Annotated in this window: 17 protein-coding genes; 15 read left to right on the top strand and 2 right to left on the bottom strand. The window is 67.7% G+C overall.

What is annotated here, in order from left to right:
* The first annotated feature begins 3 nt into the window (after positions 1-3).
* Together aroB and aroQ are read left to right on the top strand one after the other, a co-directional pair.
* Positions 4-1101 carry a 3-dehydroquinate synthase gene (gene aroB, locus MJO54_RS13030; protein WP_046284757.1) on the top strand — a complete coding sequence of 366 codons (1098 nt, stop codon included), beginning with the start codon at positions 4-6 and terminating at the stop codon, positions 1099-1101.
* Positions 1098-1562: a type II 3-dehydroquinate dehydratase gene (gene aroQ, locus MJO54_RS13025; RefSeq protein WP_046284753.1), complete on the top strand. Its 465-nt coding sequence runs from the start codon at positions 1098-1100 to the stop codon at positions 1560-1562. The genes aroB and aroQ overlap by 4 nt, the downstream gene beginning before the upstream one ends.
* Here aroQ and MJO54_RS13020 read toward each other — a convergent pair.
* Positions 1508-2245 (bottom strand): B-4DMT family transporter, encoded by a 738-nt coding sequence (locus MJO54_RS13020; protein WP_064889545.1) that lies wholly within the window; start codon positions 2243-2245, stop codon positions 1508-1510. The two genes, aroQ and MJO54_RS13020, sit on opposite strands and share 55 nt — an antisense overlap.
* A 33-nt stretch (positions 2246-2278) precedes the next feature.
* Between MJO54_RS13020 and MJO54_RS13015 the strand changes: the two genes are divergently transcribed.
* The 13 genes from MJO54_RS13015 (at position 2279) to MJO54_RS12955 (ending at position 16562) form a co-directional block, all read left to right on the top strand.
* Positions 2279-3400, top strand: a complete 1122-nt coding sequence (locus MJO54_RS13015) for an aminopeptidase P family protein (RefSeq protein ID WP_105295191.1) — start codon at positions 2279-2281, stop codon at positions 3398-3400.
* A gap of 15 nt (positions 3401-3415) precedes the next feature.
* The gene (gene efp, locus MJO54_RS13010) at positions 3416-3979 is read left to right on the top strand and encodes an elongation factor P (protein WP_024442176.1); all 564 of its coding nucleotides are present in this window, start codon (positions 3416-3418) and stop codon (positions 3977-3979) included.
* A gap of 2 nt (positions 3980-3981) precedes the next feature.
* Positions 3982-4503 carry a transcription antitermination factor NusB gene (gene nusB / locus MJO54_RS13005; protein ID WP_046284751.1) on the top strand — a complete coding sequence of 174 codons (522 nt, stop codon included), beginning with the start codon at positions 3982-3984 and terminating at the stop codon, positions 4501-4503.
* Positions 4504-4590: 87 nt separating this feature from the next.
* Positions 4591-7329: an aminotransferase class I/II-fold pyridoxal phosphate-dependent enzyme gene (locus MJO54_RS13000; protein ID WP_046284750.1), complete on the top strand. Its 2739-nt coding sequence runs from the start codon at positions 4591-4593 to the stop codon at positions 7327-7329.
* A gap of 172 nt (positions 7330-7501) precedes the next feature.
* Positions 7502-8242: a GntR family transcriptional regulator gene (locus tag MJO54_RS12995; protein WP_046284749.1), complete on the top strand. Its 741-nt coding sequence runs from the start codon at positions 7502-7504 to the stop codon at positions 8240-8242.
* Positions 8239-8466 (top strand): 4Fe-4S dicluster domain-containing protein, encoded by a 228-nt coding sequence (locus MJO54_RS12990; RefSeq protein WP_046284748.1) that lies wholly within the window; start codon positions 8239-8241, stop codon positions 8464-8466. The genes MJO54_RS12995 and MJO54_RS12990 overlap by 4 nt, the downstream gene beginning before the upstream one ends.
* A 24-nt stretch (positions 8467-8490) precedes the next feature.
* A complete protein-coding gene (locus tag MJO54_RS12985; RefSeq protein WP_240175013.1) occupies positions 8491-9852 on the top strand; it encodes an ABC transporter substrate-binding protein in 1362 nt (453 codons plus the stop codon).
* Positions 9849-10697 (top strand): ABC transporter permease, encoded by an 849-nt coding sequence (locus MJO54_RS12980; RefSeq protein ID WP_065153475.1) that lies wholly within the window; start codon positions 9849-9851, stop codon positions 10695-10697. The genes MJO54_RS12985 and MJO54_RS12980 overlap by 4 nt, the downstream gene beginning before the upstream one ends.
* Positions 10694-11425, top strand: a complete 732-nt coding sequence (locus tag MJO54_RS12975) for an ABC transporter ATP-binding protein (RefSeq protein WP_105295190.1) — start codon at positions 10694-10696, stop codon at positions 11423-11425. The genes MJO54_RS12980 and MJO54_RS12975 overlap by 4 nt, the downstream gene beginning before the upstream one ends.
* Positions 11422-14133: a fumarate reductase/succinate dehydrogenase flavoprotein subunit gene (locus MJO54_RS12970; RefSeq protein WP_105295189.1), complete on the top strand. Its 2712-nt coding sequence runs from the start codon at positions 11422-11424 to the stop codon at positions 14131-14133. The genes MJO54_RS12975 and MJO54_RS12970 overlap by 4 nt, the downstream gene beginning before the upstream one ends.
* A 6-nt stretch (positions 14134-14139) precedes the next feature.
* Positions 14140-14718 (top strand): TetR/AcrR family transcriptional regulator, encoded by a 579-nt coding sequence (locus tag MJO54_RS12965; RefSeq protein ID WP_105295188.1) that lies wholly within the window; start codon positions 14140-14142, stop codon positions 14716-14718.
* A 42-nt stretch (positions 14719-14760) separates the two neighbouring features.
* Positions 14761-15921, top strand: coding sequence for an acyl-CoA dehydrogenase family protein (locus tag MJO54_RS12960; RefSeq protein ID WP_046284755.1), 1161 nt, complete (start codon positions 14761-14763; stop codon positions 15919-15921).
* Positions 15922-15938: 17 nt separating this feature from the next.
* Positions 15939-16562 carry an FMN-dependent NADH-azoreductase gene (locus MJO54_RS12955; RefSeq protein ID WP_046284742.1) on the top strand — a complete coding sequence of 208 codons (624 nt, stop codon included), beginning with the start codon at positions 15939-15941 and terminating at the stop codon, positions 16560-16562.
* A gap of 108 nt (positions 16563-16670) precedes the next feature.
* Here MJO54_RS12955 and MJO54_RS12950 read toward each other — a convergent pair whose 3' ends face one another.
* The gene (locus MJO54_RS12950) at positions 16671-17873 is read right to left on the bottom strand and encodes a serine hydrolase domain-containing protein (protein ID WP_046284741.1); all 1203 of its coding nucleotides are present in this window, start codon (positions 17871-17873) and stop codon (positions 16671-16673) included.
* Positions 17874-17935: the final 62 nt, after the last annotated feature.

Here is a 17935-nt window from a genome sequence, read left to right as displayed (position 1 = left end):
GAGATTCCCGAGCCGATCACCGTGACGGTGGCCACCGACCCGCCGTACCCGGTGGTGATCGGTAAAGGCCTGCTCGGTGATCTCGCCGGGTTGCTCGCCGGGCGCAACAAGGTCGCGATCCTGCACCAGCCGACCATGGAAGCGACCGCCGAGGGCATCCGAACCTACCTGTCCGACAAGGGCATCGAGGCGCACCGCATCGAGATCCCGGACGCCGAGGACGGTAAGTCGCTGCAGGTGCTCGGCTTCATCTGGGACGTGCTGGGCCGCATCGGCCTGGACCGCCGCGATGCCCTGGTCAGCCTCGGCGGCGGCGCCGCGACCGACGTCGCGGGATTCGCCGCCGCGACCTGGTTGCGCGGCATCTCGATCGTGCACGTGCCCACCACGCTGCTGGCCATGGTGGACGCCGCGGTCGGCGGCAAGACGGGCATCAACACCGACGCCGGCAAGAACCTGGTCGGCGCGTTCCACCAACCCGCCGCCGTCGTCGTCGACCTGGCCACCCTGGAAACCTTGCCGCAGCGCGAGATCGTCGCGGGCATGCCGGAGATCGTCAAGGCCGGCTTCATCGCAGATCCGGTGATCCTGGATCTGATCGAGGCCGATCCGTCTGCCGCGATGGATCCGAACGGGGAGGTGCTCGGCGAGCTGATCAGGCGTGCCATCACCGTCAAGGCAGAGGTGGTCGCCGCCGATGAAAAAGAGTCGGATCTGCGCGAAATCCTCAACTACGGACACACTTTGGCGCACGCCATCGAAGCGCTGGAGCACTACCAGTGGCGCCACGGAGACGCGGTGTCGGTGGGCCTGGTGTTCGCCGCCGAGCTGGCCCGCATCACCGGACGTCTCGACGACGCGACCGCGGACCGGCATCGCTCGATCCTGCTGTCGCTCGGGCTGCCCGTCAGCTACTACGAGGACGCGCTGCCCGCGTTGCTGGAATACATGATGGGGGACAAGAAGAATCGGGCCGGCGTGCTGCGGTTCGTGGTGCTCGACGGTCTGGCGAAGCCGGGCCGGCTGGAAGGGCCCGACCCGATGCTGCTGGCGGCCGCCTACGACGAGGTGGGTCGGCGATTCCGATTGGAGCGGCGATGAACCGGATCAACGTCATCAACGGCCCCAACCTGCAGCGGCTGGGCCGGCGTGAGCCGGATGTCTACGGCAGCACCAGTTATGCGGACCTGCAAACCCTGATCGAACGGGAAGCCGCCGTCCTCGGGGTCGAGGTCGTGGTGCGCCAAAGCGACAGCGAAGCCGAGCTCCTGGAGTGGATTCACTGCGCTGCCGACGCCGCCGAACCGGTGATCCTCAACGCCGGTGGCCTGACCCACACCTCGGTGGCGCTGCGGGATGCCTGTGCCGAGCTGCCCGCCCCACTCATCGAGCTGCACATCTCCAATGTGCATGCGCGCGAAGAGTTTCGGCGACACTCCTACCTGAGTCCGATTGCCAACGGCGTGATCGTTGGCTTCGGGGTACGCGGTTACCTGCTGGCGCTGCGCTATTTGGTCGAGTCGTCGGACGCTGAGTCTTCGGGCGCTGCGCTCTCGGACTGAGCCTCGGCGCCGCCATTGTCCTCGATCACGGGGAACTCGGTGGTGGCGTCGGTGTCGGCCGGGAACTCCTCGGTGGTGAAGCCGCCAGAAAGGCCGGCGGGGGCGGCCAGTGTCGCGTCGGTAGCCGGCGCGGCGGCTTCGGTCTGCACGGCGCCGGTCTCTTCGGCGGTCAGCGCGGGAGCGCCCACGGTGGCGAACACGTCGGTCGGCGGCTGGCTCTCATCCGCGGCGGCCGGGACTGGGCGGCGTTCCGGATGCTTCTCGTACTCCTTGTCGATGGCGCGGCGCCCGAGTGCCACCGCGGCCACCGCCACCACGAACACCAGCAACGCGGTGAAGGCGGCGAAGCTGGTCAGCTCGTTGAAGAAGGTGCTGATGTAGAGCGCCTTGTCGACCTGACCGATGAGCCACGAGACGAACCCGCTGAGCAGCCCGGCGACCAGGCCGGCGCCCAGCCAGGTCATCGCGAGGTCAGCGCGCCGGTCCGGGTCGGCGTTGGCCTTGGCGTCCTCGCGGCCATCGGAACGGCCCCAGATGAACACCGCAATCGCGAACAAGATCATCAACGCCAGGCTGATCAGACCGGCCTGCGCCTCGAAGGCGTTGATCAGCACCCCCTGGATGAGGCGGATCACGACCATCAGTGCAGCGAACACCAGCCCGCGCAGAAACCACTTGCTCATGGGGCCACAGCGTAGCGAGTACCGTCACACCGCGTGACACATTCCTCCCGTCGGGCGCGTCTGAGTGCCGCGATCGGCGCCGCCGACCTGGACGCGATGCTGGTCACCGACCTGATCAACGTGCGTTATCTGTCCGGATTCACCGGCTCGGCCGGGGCGCTGCTGGTCTATGCAGACGAGCGGGCGCCGGTGTTGGCAACCGACGGCCGCTACCGCACACAGGCTGCCCGACAGGCCCCCGACCTGCAGGTCGCGATCGAACGCACCGGAGCCCGCCACCTGATCACCCAGGCCGCGGCGGCCGGGGCGCGCCGGGTCGGGTTCGAAGCCCACGTGGTGACCGTGGACGGATTCGACGCCCTTTCGGCGGCCATGCAGGCACAGGGCGCAGTGGCCGGCGCGGACAGTCCCGTCGAGCTGGTCCGCGCCTCGAACACCGTGGAGACGCTGCGCGAGGTCAAAGACGCCGGCGAAGTCGACCTGCTGAGACGGGCCTGCGAGGCGGCCGACGCGGCCCTGGGCGACCTGGTGGAGCGCGGCGGCCTGCGACCGGGGCGCACCGAACGTGAGGTCCGCCGGGAGCTGGAAGCGCTGATGCTCGACCACGGCGCCGACGCCGCGTCGTTCGAGACCATCGTGGCCACCGGCCCCAACTCGGCGATTCCGCATCACCGGCCCACCGACGCGGTGCTGGCCACCGGTGACTTCGTCAAGATCGACTTCGGCGCCCTGGTGGCCGGCTACCACTCCGACATGACCCGCACCTTCGTGCTGGGGCCGCCCGCCGACTGGCAACGGGAGATCTATCAGGTGGTCGAAGCGGCGCAGCGGGCCGGCCGCGAGGCACTGCAACCGGGCGCGGAACTGCGTGCAGTCGACGCGGCCGCGCGCATGGTGATCGCCGAGGCCGGCTACGGCGAGACGTTCGGTCACGGCCTCGGCCACGGAGTCGGGTTGCGGATTCACGAAGCGCCCGGAATCAATGCGGCGGCCGACGGTACACTGCTTGCCGGTGCTGTGGTGACCGTAGAGCCCGGCGTCTATCTGGCTGATCGTGGCGGGGTCCGTATCGAGGACACGCTCGTGGTCGCTGATACTGCCGGGCAGGCCCCGGACCTGCTGACTCGGTTCCCCAAGGAACTGACCATTCTCTAGGAGACGTGAACGACCGTGGCTTCAACTGCTGACTTCAAAAACGGACTGGTATTGGTGATCGACGGCCAGCTGTGGCAGATCACCGAGTTTCAGCACGTCAAGCCGGGCAAGGGTCCGGCCTTCGTGCGCACCAAGCTCAAGAACGTGGTGTCGGGCAAGGTCGTGGACAAGACTTACAACGCCGGCGTGAAGGTGGAGACCGCCACCGTCGACCGCCGCGACGCCACCTACCTGTACCGCGACGGCAACGACTTCGTGTTCATGGACAGCGAGGACTACGAGCAGCACCCGCTGCCCGAATCGCTGGTCGGCGACTCGGCGAACTACCTGCTGGAGAGCATGCTGGTACAGATCGCCTTCCACAACGGAGTGCCGCTGTACCTGGAGCTGCCGGTCAGCGTCGAGCTGGAGGTCACCCACACCGAGCCCGGGTTGCAGGGCGATCGGTCGAGCGCGGGCACGAAGCCGGCCACCATGGAGACCGGCGCCCAGATCAACGTGCCGCTGTTCATCAACACCGGGGACAAGCTGAAGGTCGACACCCGCGACGGCAGCTACCTGGGACGGGTCAACTCCTGACCATGCCCGCTGGCAAGCCGGTAAAGGGCCGGCACCAGGCCCGTAAGCGTGCCGTCGACGTGCTCTTCGAGGCTGAGGCCCGGGGACTGACCCCGGCCCAAGGTGCGGAGTTGCGTACGGCACTGGCGAGTGAGCAGCCCGACGTGTCGCCGCTGCACCCGTACACCGTGACGGTGGCCAAGGGGGTCACCGAGCACGCCGCCCACATCGACGACCTGATCACCTCGCACCTGCAGGGCTGGAAACTGGAGCGGCTGCCGGCCGTGGACCGGGCGATCCTGCGGGTGGCGATCTGGGAGTTGCTGCACGCCGACGACGTGCCGGAGCCGGTCGCCGTGGACGAAGCGGTCAAGCTGGCCAAGGAATTGTCCACCGACGACTCGCCCGGATTCGTCAACGGCGTGCTCGGCCAGGTGATGCTGGTGACCCCGCAGCTGCGGGCCGCTTCGCTGGCCGTTCGCGGGGCGACTGAACCTGCGGCCGCATCCGGTGAGACCGACTCCGAAGCCACCCCGCAGGACTGATCGCCGCGCTCTCGCGAGCCTGCCGGCGGAGGGGGCCGGGGGTCGCTAAACCGGCCAGGCCGCGTCAAGATCATGCAGACTGGCCCCATGGGCCAAGATTGGGACGCACGGAATCGGAGACTGAGAGTATCGGCGTTGGCGGCGGTGGCGAACCCGTCGTATTCACGGGTGGACACCTGGAACCTGCTGGACGACGCGTGTCGGGAGTTGGCTGCGGTCGACCGCGCCGGCATGGATACCACCCATCAATATGCGCAGGTCAAGCGCCTGATGCAACGACTGGCGGCCTACGAGCGATATTGGTTGTTCCCCGGCGCGGGAAGGCTGACGGCGTTTCGCAACTACCTCGAAGGCATGGCGACGGTGTCGCTGACCGAGCAGGTATCGCTGGTGGTGCGGCTGCTGTCGGACTATGGGGACCGGGCGGCGTTGTTCGACATCGGTTCACCGTTGGCCGATCAGGAATTGGTGGCACAGGCCCGGCGGCAGCAGTTCTACACCGTGCTGCTGGCCGACGACTCGCCGCCTGAAGCACCGGAAAGCCTGGCGGAAAGCCTTCGCGCACTGCGTAACGTCGACGATGACGTGCAGATCGAGCTGTTGGTGGCTTCCAGCGTCGAGGACGCCATCACTGCCGTAGCGCTCAACGGTGAGATTCAGGCGGCGATCGTGCGGCATGACCTTCCGCTGCGATCGCGCGACCGGGTCCCGTTGATGAACACACTTTTGGGCGCCAACGACGACGCGGGAGTCGTCGATGGCAGCCACGATGCAATCGAGTGCGGCGAATGGATGCGGCTGCTGCGTCCCCACATCGACCTGTACATGCTGACTGACGAATCAATCGCCGCGGACACCGAGGCAGAACCCGACGTCTACGACCGCACCTTCTATCGGCTCAACGACGTCACCGATCTGCACAGCACGGTGCTGGCCGGCATCCGGAAACGCTACGCCACACCGTATTTCGATGCGTTGCGGGCTTACGCTGCCGAGCCGGTCGGTCAGTTCCACGCGTTGCCGGTGGCGCGCGGCGCCAGCATCTTCAATTCCCGCTCGCTGCAGGACATGGGGGAGTTCTACGGCCGCAACATCTTCATGGCCGAAACCTCGTCGACTTCCGGCGGGTTGGACTCGCTACTGGACCCCCACGGCACTATCCGGGTGGCGATGAACAAGGCCGCCAAGACCTGGAACGCCGACCATACCTACTTCGTCACCAACGGGACCTCGACGGCTAACAAGATCGTGGGGCAGGCGTTGACCCGGCCCGGTGACATCGTGCTGATCGACCGGAACTGTCACAAGTCGCATCACTACAGCCTGGTGCTGGCCGGTGCTTATCCGATGTATCTGGACGCCTACCCGTTGGCGCCTACGGCGATATATGGCGCGGTGTCGTTGCACACCATCAAGCGGGCGTTGCTGGACCTGGAGGCTGCCGGACAGCTGCACCGGGTCCGGATGTTGTCTTTGACCAACTGCACATTCGACGGCGTTGTCTATAACCCTCAACGGGTGATGGAGGAAGTCCTGGCGATCAAGCCGGACATCTGCTTCCTTTGGGATGAGGCCTGGTACGCGTTTGCGACTGCGGTGCCGTGGGCCCGGCAACGCACCGCCATGGTTGCCGCCGAACGCCTGGAGAGCATGCTCGGCTCACCGCGATATGCCAACGAGTACCAAGCGTGGCGCGAATCCATGGAGGGAATTGATCGCGACCAGTGGAGCGAGCACCGGCTGCTGCCCGCCCCTTCGGCACGGGTGCGGGTCTATGCGACCCACTCCACGCACAAGTCACTGTCGGCGCTGCGGCAGGCGTCGATGATCCACGTCCGGGATAAGGACTTCAACGCGCTGGCGCGTGATGCGTTCGCCGAGGCGTTTTTGACCCACACCTCCACCTCACCGAATCAGCAGCTGCTCGCTTCACTGGACCTGGCCCGCCGCCAGGTCGACATCGAAGGGTTTGACATAGTCCGGCGGGTTTACGACATGGCGCTGGTGTTTCGCCACCGGGTTCGAAAAGACCGGCTGATCAACAAATGGTTCCGGATTCTCGATGAGGACGATCTGGTGCCCGGCGAATTCCGGACTTCCACGGTCAATTCCTACCGTCAGGTCCGCCAGGGCGGGCTGGCGGAGTGGAACGAGGCCTGGCGTTCCGACGAATTCGTGTTGGACCCGACCCGGGTAACGCTGTTCGTGGGTCAGACCGGGATGAACGGCTACGAGTTCCGCGAGAAGGTCCTGATGGATCGCTTCGGCATCCAGATCAACAAGACCTCTATCAACTCTGTGCTGTTGATCTTCACCATTGGCGTCACCTGGTCCAGCGTGCACTATCTGCTCGACGCATTGCGCCGGGTGGCCGGCGAACTGGACCGGGCCTGGGCGGCGGCCAGCAGCGAAGATCGGGCGTTGCAGCAGCGCAAAATCGTTGAGATCACCGAAGACCTGCCGCCGCTGCCGGACTTCAGCGAGTTCGCCCCCGCGTTTCGTCCCGGCGGTGCCAGCACGTTCGGTGACATGCGATTGGCGTTCTACGCCGGCTATGAGGAGTCCGATCGCGAATATGTGATGCTCGGCGACGCCGGCCGCCGGGTCGCCGACGGCAAGACCCTGGTCTCGACCACCTTCGTCGTGCCGTACCCGCCCGGCTTCCCGGTGCTGGTTCCCGGTCAGGTGATCTCCAAGGAGATTCTGTACTTCCTGGCCGAACTCGACGTGAAAGAGATTCACGGCTACAACCCCGAGCTGGGGTTGGCGGTGTTCACTCCCGAGGCCCTGGCCCGCTATGCGCGGGCACCCGGCGTCGCCGATTAGCCTCACCGCGATTGTTACCCGGGCCGCGGGTGCCGCGGCGGCGCAATGCGTTCACACCACGAGGTTTCCGCTGGCAGCCCGCAGCGGGTGGGTGGCGCAATGAGTTTCACCCCCCGATCAGCGGAATTCGCAGCTCTGGGGTCGCCGAGGTACCGGCCCTTAGCGTGTCTGCATGGCCGAAGCCCCTGTCGCATCGCAGCCGATTCGCCGTGCGGATCGGGCCCGGCAGGTCGCCGACGTGCTACGCCATCAGATCCATGCCGGCGCCTACGACGACGGGTTGCCCGGCGAACCGGAACTGGCCACCGAGTTCGTCGTCTCCCGCAATATCGTTCGTGAGGCATTGGCCGCGCTGAAGGCCGAAGGACTGATCCACCGCGGGCCGAGAACCGGCACCCACGTGGCTCAACACAAATACGACCACGGACTGGACTCACTGCGCGGCCTGCAGGAGACCTTCGATGCGCAAGAGGTGCGCAACGAGGTGCGGGTGGCGACCACGGTAGGCGCCCCGCCGTCGGTCGCCCGCCGGCTCGGCCTCGGCGCCGGCGCCCAGGTGGTCTTCATCGAACGACTGCGTTACCTCGGTGATGTGCCGCTGAGCCTGGACCAGACCTATCTGGCGCCCGACATCGGCGCTGCTGTGCTGGCCCATCCCTTGGAGTCCACCGACGTGTTCCCGTTGATCGAACAGATCAGCGGCCAGCGCCTGGGCGATGCGACCTTGGCGCTGGAGGCGATTCCGGCCGACCCGCACACCGCGGCTCTCCTGCAACTTCCCGGCGGCGCGGCCCTGCTGATGCTGGAACGGCTCACCAGCCTCGAGGACGGCCGGCCCGTCGATCTTGAATACATCCGGATGCGCGGTGACCGCGTCACCATGCGCGGCACCCTGACAAGGAGCGATCCATGACACTGGTCAACGGCCGTACCGATGTTCCCGTGACGATCGATGAATCACTGTGCATCTCCGGCTGCACGCTGTGCGTCGACATCTGCCCGCTGGATTCCCTGGCGATCAACCCGGACAACGGCAAGGCCTTCATGCACGTCGACGAGTGCTGGTACTGCGGACCGTGTGCGGCGCGCTGTCCGACCGGCGCCGTCACCGTCAACATGCCCTATCTCATTCGCTGAATGCATTGACCATCAAGGTGTTTCATGAAGAGATCCCTCGTTCTGCTGACCAGCGCCATCCTCGCGCTGGCCGGATGCTCGCTGGATTCCACGACCGCGGGTGATTCCGTCGACGTGGTGGTGGGTTATCAGTCCAAGACCATCAACACCGCGACCGCCGGCACACTGCTGCGCGCTCGCGGCTACCTGGAGCGCCGGCTCGCCGACATCACCAACCGGACCGGAACTCGTTACCGGGTCGACTGGCAGGACTACGACACCGGGGCGCCGATCACCGCGCAGATGCTCGCCGAGAAGATCGACATCGGCTCGATGGGGGATTACCCCATGCTGGTCAATGGCGTCCGAACCCGGGCCAACGAGCAGGCCCGCACCGCGATCGTTGCGGTGACCGGTTATCACCCCGCCGGTGCCTTGAACATGGTGGTGGTGTCGCCCGACTCCCGTGCGGACACGTTGGCCGATCTGGCCGGTGCCAAGGTGTCGGCCAGCGTGGGCTCGGCCGGCCACGGCACCCTGCTGCGCGCGCTGGCCGGCACCGGAACCGGCGTCGAGGTGCTCAATCAGCAGCCTCAGGTGGGTGCCTCAGCACTGGAATCCGGTCAGGTCCAAGGCCTGTCGCAATTCGTGGCCTGGCCCGGACTGCTGGTGTATCAGGACCGGGCACGGCTGCTCTACGACGGTGCCGAACTCAACTACCCGACCCTGCACGGGGTGGTGGTGCGCCAAAGCTATGCGCGGGCCCACCCAGAAGTGCTCGACGCATTCCTGCAAGCCCAGCTGGATGCGACCGACTTCCTGAAACGCAAGCCGTTGGAGGCGGCCCGCATCGTCGCCGAGGGCAGCGGGCTGCCGCAGGAGGTGGTCTACCTCTATAACGGGCCGGGCGGCACCTCGTTCGACGCCACCCTCAAGCCGCAGCTGGTCGCCGCGTTGAAGAACGACGTGCCCTACCTCAAGTCGATCGGCGACTTCGCCGAGCTGGACGACTTCGACGTGGACGGATTCGTCGACGACAAGCCGCTACGCGCGGCGTTCGATGCGCGAAAGCTGGACTACGACAAGACGGTCGCCGAGATCGACAAACCCACGACGGTCGGCGGCGAGCTCTGGCTGGATGGATCCGAAACCACCGTGACGGTGCCGGATTCCGGCGCGCTGCTGGACGCCGTGCGCGCCGCGACGGCCCGCGGTGATCACCTGCGGGCCGCCTATGTGCACGACGCCGAGCTGGGGACTCGATGGTTCGCCGACAAATCGGCGTGGGTTCGCGACGGTACGCGCTACCTGTCTTTCGACACGACAGCCGGGGCGAGGCGCTATGTCGCCGCGCATCCTGGTGGCGTCGTGCTGGATTACCGGCAGGCCCTGGCGGGTGCGGCGTGACCGCGGTCCTCGCCGGCGCCCCGGCCGCGTCCGCTCCGGTCGGCGCCGTACCGCGCCGGGCCCGGACCCTACGGTGGTCCTGGCTGCTGCGCCTGGCCTCGGTGGTGGCCGCACTGGGGCTGTGGCAGTTGCTGACCGTCGCTGACGTGCGGTGGTGGCTGCGGTTCGACACGCTGCCGACCGTCGATGAGGTGTTCACCACGTTGGTGCGCCGGTTGGGCACCGAGGCGTACTGGCTGGATCTGGCCCAGTCGCTGATTCGGATTCTCACCGGCTTCGGTCTGGCCGCGACGGTCGGTGTCGCCACCGGCATCCTGCTGGGCAGATCGCGGGTGGCCGCCGATGTCGTCGGCCCGCTCACCGAACTGATCCGGCCCATCCCGGCCATCGCGTTGGTTCCGGTCGCGATCCTGCTCTTTCCGGCCAGCGAACAGGGCATCGTGTTCATCACGTTCCTGGCCGCCTTCTTCCCGATCTTGGTCAGCACCCGGCACGCGGTGCGCGCCCTGCCCACGCTGTGGGAGGACTCGGTCCGCACCCTGGGCGGCGGACGCTGGGATGTGTTGAGCCAGGTGGTGATTCCGGGCATCCTGCCGGGGGTCTTCGGCGGCCTGTCGGTCGGCATGGGTGTGTCGTGGATCTGCGTGATCTCCGCGGAGATGATCTCCGGGCGCCTCGGTATCGGGTATCGGACGTGGCAGGCCTACACCGTGCTGGCCTACCCGGACGTGTTCGTCGGCATCATCACCATCGGCGTGCTGGGGTTCGCCACCTCGGCTGCGGTGGAGACGGTCGGGCGGCGGCTGACCCGCTGGCTGCCGCGCAGTGAGGAGAACGGTCGATGACGGTCGGCATGAGCCTCACACTGGACCGGGTCCGGCTGTCCTACACCGACTTTCCGGTGATTGATGAGCTGAGCCTGGCCGTGCGCCCGGGCGAGATCCTGGTGCTGACCGGTCCATCCGGCTGCGGCAAATCGACCGTGCTGCGCGCCCTGGCCGGGTTACTGCATCCCGAGCAGGGACAAGTGCTGGCCGACGACGCCGTGGTGAGGACCACCTCGCGGGACCGCGGCGTGGTGTTTCAGGACAACGCGCTGTTGCCGTGGCGTTCGGTGCGCTCCAACATCGAGCTGGCGCTGCGACTGCGCGGTGTCCCGCGCGCCGGGCGGCGGGCCCAAGCCGACCGGTGGATCGCTGAGCTTGGGCTGACCGGGTTCGGCGATTATCTGCCGAAAAGCCTCTCCGGCGGGATGCGGCAACGGGTTCAGTTGGCCCGCGGCCTGGCCGGCGCGCCTCGTGCGGTGATGATGGACGAACCGTTCGGGGCGCTGGACAGCGCGACCCGCGCCGCCATGCAGGCGCTGCTGATCGACACCTGGCGATCCCACCCCACCACGATCGTGTTCGTCACCCACGACGTCGACGAGGCACTGGCACTCGGTGACCGGGTGGCGGTGCTCGGGCGTGCTGGACAGCCACTGCGGGCACTGATCGAGGTTCCCGAACCGCGCTGCGGCCGGGCAGAACCCGCACTGCGGGCCGCCATCCTCACCGCATTGGAGCACTCATGACGCAGACGTCCCTGCAGATCCCGGATGTCGCCACCCCGCAGCGGCTGGACTGCGATGTGCTGGTGATCGGCGGCGGCACCGCCGGCACCATGGCCGCGCTGACCGCCGCCGAGCACGGCGCGCAGGTGCTGTTGTTGGAGAAGGCGCACGTGCGCCACTCCGGGGCGCTGGCGATGGGCATGGACGGCGTCAACAACGCCGTGATCCCCGGCAAAGCCGAGCCCGAGGATTACGTCGCCGAGATCACCCGCGCCAACGACGGAATCGTCAACCAGCGCACCGTCTATCAGACCGCCACCCGCGGCTTCGCGATGGTGCAGCGGCTGGAACGTTACGGAGTGAAGTTCGAGAAGGACGAGCACGGCGAGTACGCGGTACGTCGGGTACACCGCTCCGGCTCCTACGTGTTGCCGATGCCCGAGGGCAAAGACGTCAAGAAGGCGCTCTACCGGGTGCTTCGGCAGCGCTCGATGCGGGAGAAGATCCGCATCGAAAATCGGCTGATGCCGGTGCGGGTGCTCACTCGCGACGGCCGGGCGGTCGGGGCCGCCGCATTGCACACCCGCACCGGTGAGTTCGTGGCCGTCGGCGCCAAGGCGGTGATCCTGGCGACCGGGCCGTGCGGGCGCCTCGGGCTGCCCGCGTCGGGCTATCTGTATGGCACCTACGAGAACCCGACCAACGCCGGCGACGGCTATTCGATGGCCTACCACGCCGGCGCCGAGCTGTCCGGCATCGAATGCTTCCAGGTCAATCCGCTGATCAAGGATTACAACGGGCCAGCCTGCGCGTACGTGGCCAACCCGTTCGGCGGCTATCAGGTGAACTCGCTGGGGGAGCGGTTCGTCGATTCCGACTACTGGTCCGGTCAGATGATGGCCGAGGTCAAATCCGAGATCGACTCCGCGCGCGGGCCGATCTACCTCAAGGTGTCGCACCTGCCCGACGAGACGCTCTCGGCGCTGGAGGACATCCTGCACACCACCGAGCGGCCCACCCGGGGAACCTTTCACGCCAACCGCGGTCACGACTACCGCACCCACGACATCGAGATGCACATCTCCGAGATCGGTTTGTGCTCGGGGCATTCCGCATCGGGGGTGTGGGTCGACGAGAATGCCCGCACCACGGTTGGCGGCCTGTACGCCGCCGGCGACCTGGCCTGCGTACCGCACAACTACATGATCGGCGCCTTCGTGTTCGGTGACCTCGCCGGTGCGGATGCGGCCGCGACACTGGGCGAGGTCACGGCGCCGGGGGAGCTGCCGGCCGATCAGCTCGCCGAGGCTCACGAGCTGATCTATCGCCCGTTGCGCCACCCCGAGGGTCCGCCGCAGCCGCAGGTGGAATACAAGCTGCGTCGGTTCGTCAACGACTATGTGGCGCCGCCGAAGTCGGCTGCCAAACTCTCGCTGGCGGTGCAGACCTTCGAGCGGATGCGCGGTGAGATCGCCGAGATGGGCGCCCGCAGCCCGCACGAGCTGATGCGGGCCGTCGAGGTGTCGTTCATCCGTGATTGCGCGGAGTTGGCCGCCCGGTCATCGTTGACTCGGACCGAGTCCCGGTGGGGTCTGTACCACGACCGTGCCGACCTGCCCGGTCGTGACGACGCGCAGTGGGGCTACCACCTCAACGTGCGCAAACGTGCCGACGGCACCATGGAATTCCTCAAACGCCCGGTCGCCCCCTACTTCGTGGCCGTCCCCGAACTGGACGGGTTGCCGCCGACCGACCAGTCCGTGCGTGCGGTGGCGCAGCCGCCGCTGCTGGGCGGCCAGGCTCCGGCGACCGCGGGTTCACGGGTTGCGGCACCGGCCGCGGTGCACCCGCCATCGCCGCGTATCGCGGCGGTCGTGGCCCTGGAGGAGCCGACACTGGCCGATCTGGCCGAATACCTCGGTGATCCCGATCCGGCGGTGCGCCGCACCGCGGTCGCCGCGCTGAGCGAGCACACTCCCGACGGTTACGCCGCTGCGCTGTTCGGCGCGCTCGCCGACGCTGATGCGGCGGTGCGCCGGACCGCTGCCGACGGGGCGCGTGAGCTCGTCGAAGTGGTTGCCGATCCGGAGTCGGCAGGTGCGCAGTTGAACTCGCCGGATCCGGCGGTGCGGGCCTGCGTGGTGTACCTGCTGTCCAGCCGGCGGGCCGGAGACCCGGCGGACTACCGGGCCGCACTGGCCGATCCCGACCACCGCGTGCGCATCGAAGCGGTGCGGGCACTGGTCTCGGTCGACGACGCGGCAACGGTGGCGATCGCCGCCGACGACGGCAACCGCGAAGTGCGCGTCGCCGCAGCCAACGCCTTGGCGACGTTGCGCGCCGGGGCCGATACCGTACGGGTCCTGATCGGCGACCCGGACCCGCTGGTGCGTGCGGCGGCACTGGCCGCGCTCGGTGAGATCGGCTGCGGGCCGCAGGACCTCACCGTCATCACCCCGGCACTACGCGAGTCGGCGTGGCAGGTTCGGGTCGGCGCGGCCCGCGCGCTGGTCGGTGCGCACGCCGAAGCGGCGGTGCCGCTGCTGACGGTGGCACTGGAGGACCCGCATCTCGACGTGCGCAAAGCCGCCGTGCTGGGGCTGACCCTCTGGGCCGAATCCGACGTCGCCGCTCGCGATGCGCTCGGGCTCGCGGTCAAGGACAACGACGCCGACGTTCGCGCGTACGCGCGTCGGGCCTTGCAGGAAGCGGCCGGGTCAGTACGCTGACTCGCCATGGCCACGTCGGACACAGTTGGCGGGTCGGGCGGCAATCCCCGGCTGTCCGTACAGGACTGGGTGCAGGCCGGCTTCCGCATTCTGGCCGAAGACGGCGTCAAGGCGCTGACCATCGACCGGCTCTGCAAGCGGCTCGGAGTCACTAAAGGCAGTTTCTACTGGCATTTCGCCGATATGAAGACCTACCGGCAGGCGCTGGTCGACACCTTTGCCGCAGTGCGTGACTCGGACCGCGGCGACTTCGATGCGCTGTCGGAACTGCCGCCGCGCGAGCGGCTGTCGCGGATGATGGCCGCCCTGGTCGGGCCCGCCCACTGGATGCTCGAACGTGCCATGCGCGAATGGGCCCGGTCGGAGGACAGTGTCGCCGCGGCGGTCCGCAGCTCGGATCGGCGGGTGCTCAAGGCGGTTCGGCAGGCGTTTCTCGACGACGGCTTCGACACCGACGAGGCCGACATGCGCGCCAATGCAACGTTCGCCGTCGGAATCGGATTTCTGCATCTGTCCGGTTCGGCGCCGAGCGCACGAGCGGCGAGCGGGCGGGAACGGTTCCTGGACGTCATGCTGCGACACTGACCTCCATACCAAAAGGTATGGTACGGTCCGGGTATGGCGACCATGACGGCACCGGTGGTGCCCGAGGAATTCATCTCTCGACTGGCGCAACGCGCCGCAGCCGCCGAGGAGCTGCGCCGTCTTCCGGCCGAGACCGTCGAGGACTTCCGCAAGTCCGGACTGGCCGACCTGCTCTTACCGGCCCGCTATGGCGGGCAGCAGGCGGAATTTCCCGAGATCCTCGACCCGATTCGGCGCATGGCACACGGCTGCGCGTCCAGTGCCTGGACGCTCGGGTTCTACATGCTGCACAACTGGATGCTGGCGCTCTTCGGTGAGCAGGCCCAAGACGAGGTGTTCGCTTCCGGGCCGGTGCTGTGCCCGGCGCCGTTGGCGCCGACCGGGCGCGGCGTGCCCGACGGTGATGGCATCCGATTGTCCGGGCGCTGGTCGTGGGCGACCGGCGTGATGGACGCCGACTGGATCATGGTCGGGGCGATCTGCGGACCCAGCGACGGCTCTGAGGCGCCCTACCCGGCGCTGGTGCTGCTCCCGGCGGCCGACATACGCATCGAGGACGTCTGGCACACCGCGGGCATGCGGGCCACCGGCTCCAACGATGTCGTCATCGAGAACGTGCACGTGCCGTCGCACCGACTGGTCAAGGTCCTTGACATCTACTCCGGAACCGCTCCCGGCGCCGAGCTGCATGACGCCTCGGCGTACCGGTGGCCGATGGTCCCGGCGCTGGCCCTGGTCGCCGCGATGCCCGCCCTCGGGTCGGCCGAATGGGTCGCCGACCTGTTCGCCGAACGCCTGACCGAGCGGGTGCTGGCGTATTCCGGTGCGGCGCAGAAGAATCAGCCGGCGGCCCAGATCCGCCTGGGCGATGCGCGGGTTCGGCTGCGTGCGCTGCGCGGGCTTCTCGATGACACCGCGGGCCGGATTCAAGACGCGGTGGATGCGCGCGAGCGGATCAGTCGCCCCGTTCGGGCCGATGCCCGGGCTGCGGCCGCCTATATCGTGCACGAATCCCGGGCCGTGATCGCCGATCTGCTCGAAGCCTCCGGTGCCAGCGCGCAGTTCGTGGCCAACCCGCTCCAGCGCGCCAAACGCGATGTCGACGTCATCTGCGGACACGTCGTCTTCGACTACGACGTGGCACGCGAATTGTCGGGCGCACTCGAGGCCGGCGTGAAGATCTCACCGATCTCGATGATCTGACCGAGGCGAAGGACACCATGAAAACTCTGTGGGTGGAGGCGAGCCCGAAACAAGAGCACTCGCTGTCCTCGGCGCTGACCCAGGCCTTCCTGGACGCCGCGCCCGCGGCAGCGGTCGGCGACGTCGAACGGTTCTCGGTGTGGACCGACGAGATGCTGGTGTTCGGCCGTGATGCCGCGTTCGCCAAGTTCGCACCGCTCTACGGCGAACGCCGAACCCCCGAGCAGAAGCAGATCTGGTCGCAGGTGCTGGCCGAGATCGAGCGGGTGCGGTCATTCGATCGGTTGGTGGTCTCCTCGCCGATGTGGAATTGGCATGTGCCGCATGCCCTGAAGGCCTGGATCGACGTCATCGTGCAGCCGATGGCCAGCTTCACCCTCAACGAGCGCGGCGAACACGTGGGCACGTTGGGGGAGGGCAAGCCGCTGCAACTCATCTTGACGCGCTCCAGCGCCTACGACGGCGATCGCGCCGACCTGCAGGACTTTCAGCGGCCGTATCTGGAGTACGTGTTCACCATGCTGGGCTACGCCGTCGAGACACTGGTCTTCGAACCGACCACCCGGTGGACCCCCGAGGAGCGGGCACAGATGCGCGACGCGGCGCTGGAGAAGGCGCGGTTGGCGGGGGAGCGGCTCTAGGAGAAACGTGCCGAGTGTGCGGTTTGGTCGGCGAAATCGTCTTCTGGCCTACCGAACCGCACACTCGATGCACGCCTGATGCTCAACGGTCTTGCCGCCAGCCCGGGCTCACAAACCCAGGGCCGCGTAGGTCCGCCGGACGAACTTCGGCTGCGCCACCCGCAGCTTGGCGATCGAGGTATTGCCGGCGACCGCGACGGCCATGTCGGTGGACAGCGTCGGCGAGTTCTGGACCAGGTAGATCAGGATCAGATCCGCGGCCGGATCCGCTTGCCACCAGGTGCCGTAGGCGCCCGGCCAGCCGAACGCGCCGGCACCGCCCGGTCCGAACAGTGGTTGGGACTTCGCCGGGTCGGTCACCACCGACAGATTGAGCCCGAAGCCGCGGCCGACCCAGAACGGGGCGCCCAGGAACGGGTGGCGCTTCTGGTCGTCGGTGAGCTGATCGGTGCGCATCGCCCGCGCCGAGGAGGCCGAGAGCACCCGGGTGCCGTCGAACATCCCGTCGGCCAACAACATCCGGGTGAAGGCCAGATAGTCGTCGGCGGTGGACATCAAGCCGCCCCCGGCGTTGGGAAACGCCGGCATCGCGATCGGGACCGGCCCCATCGCGTCGTCGCGCAGTGTGTCCCCGTCGACGCGGTACATGGTGGCGCTGCGTCCGCGGGCCTGCGGTGTGACGCAGAAACCGGTGTCGGCCATCCCCAGCGGGCCCAGGATCCTTTCCTCGATCACCTGCGGTAGCGGCTTGCCCTCCATCCGCGACATCAGCACGCCCAGCACGTCGGTGCCGTGGCCGTAGGTGACACGTTCACCGGGCTGATCCACCAGGGGAAGCGCCGCCAGCGCGGTCAGCCACGCCTCGGGCCCGCGCCCGAAGGGCAGCCGCTGGTACTCCCGCGCGATCGGACCGGGTACGGAGAACCCGTAGCCGATGCCGCAGCGGTGCGTCATCAGATCGTCGACCGTGATTGCGCGCCGTGCCGCGGTGGTCGATTCCAGCGAACCAGCCGGGTCGACCAGCACCCGCGGCGCGGCGAACTCCGGCAACCAGTGCGCGATCGGGTCGGTCAGCCGCAGCCGTCCTTCGTCGACCAGGGTCATCGCGGCGGCGATGGTGACCGGCTTGGTCATGGAGGCGATCCGGAAGATCGTGTCGCGGGTCATCGGCAGGCCGGCGCCGACATCGCGGTGGCCGATCTCATTGACCTGCAGCACCGAGCCGCGCTGCCAGACGAGCGTCACCACGCCGGCGAGCAGGCCGCTGTCGCAGGCCTCGCGCAGCGGCGCCTGATTCGGGTCGAGATTCACCTGGTCAGGTTAGCGGCGATCGCAAGCGCGGCAGATGTTAGGCTACGCGGCAGTTCGACATC

This window comes from Mycolicibacter virginiensis (assembly GCF_022374935.2).
In the GTDB taxonomy this organism is placed as follows: Bacteria; Actinomycetota; Actinomycetes; order Mycobacteriales; family Mycobacteriaceae; genus Mycobacterium; species Mycobacterium virginiense.
The sequence above is the reverse complement of the archived record's forward strand: the minus strand, read 5'-3'. Positions and strand labels throughout refer to the sequence as shown.

What these genes read in the sequence shown, in the direction of transcription:
- aroQ (WP_046284753.1), top strand. Translation starts at nt 1,098, where the DNA reads ATGAACCGGATCAACGTCATCAACGGCCCCAACCTGCAGCGGCTGGGC.
- MJO54_RS13020 (WP_064889545.1), bottom strand. Translation starts at nt 2,245, where the DNA reads ATGAGCAAGTGGTTTCTGCGCGGGCTGGTGTTCGCTGCACTGATGGTC.
- nusB (WP_046284751.1), top strand. Translation starts at nt 3,982, where the DNA reads ATGCCCGCTGGCAAGCCGGTAAAGGGCCGGCACCAGGCCCGTAAGCGT.
- MJO54_RS13000 (WP_046284750.1), top strand. Translation starts at nt 4,591, where the DNA reads ATGGGCCAAGATTGGGACGCACGGAATCGGAGACTGAGAGTATCGGCG.
- MJO54_RS12995 (WP_046284749.1), top strand. Translation starts at nt 7,502, where the DNA reads ATGGCCGAAGCCCCTGTCGCATCGCAGCCGATTCGCCGTGCGGATCGG.
- MJO54_RS12990 (WP_046284748.1), top strand. Translation starts at nt 8,239, where the DNA reads ATGACACTGGTCAACGGCCGTACCGATGTTCCCGTGACGATCGATGAA.
- MJO54_RS12985 (WP_240175013.1), top strand. Translation starts at nt 8,491, where the DNA reads ATGAAGAGATCCCTCGTTCTGCTGACCAGCGCCATCCTCGCGCTGGCC.
- MJO54_RS12975 (WP_105295190.1), top strand. Translation starts at nt 10,694, where the DNA reads ATGACGGTCGGCATGAGCCTCACACTGGACCGGGTCCGGCTGTCCTAC.
- MJO54_RS12970 (WP_105295189.1), top strand. Translation starts at nt 11,422, where the DNA reads ATGACGCAGACGTCCCTGCAGATCCCGGATGTCGCCACCCCGCAGCGG.
- MJO54_RS12965 (WP_105295188.1), top strand. Translation starts at nt 14,140, where the DNA reads ATGGCCACGTCGGACACAGTTGGCGGGTCGGGCGGCAATCCCCGGCTG.
- MJO54_RS12960 (WP_046284755.1), top strand. Translation starts at nt 14,761, where the DNA reads ATGACGGCACCGGTGGTGCCCGAGGAATTCATCTCTCGACTGGCGCAA.
- MJO54_RS12955 (WP_046284742.1), top strand. Translation starts at nt 15,939, where the DNA reads ATGAAAACTCTGTGGGTGGAGGCGAGCCCGAAACAAGAGCACTCGCTG.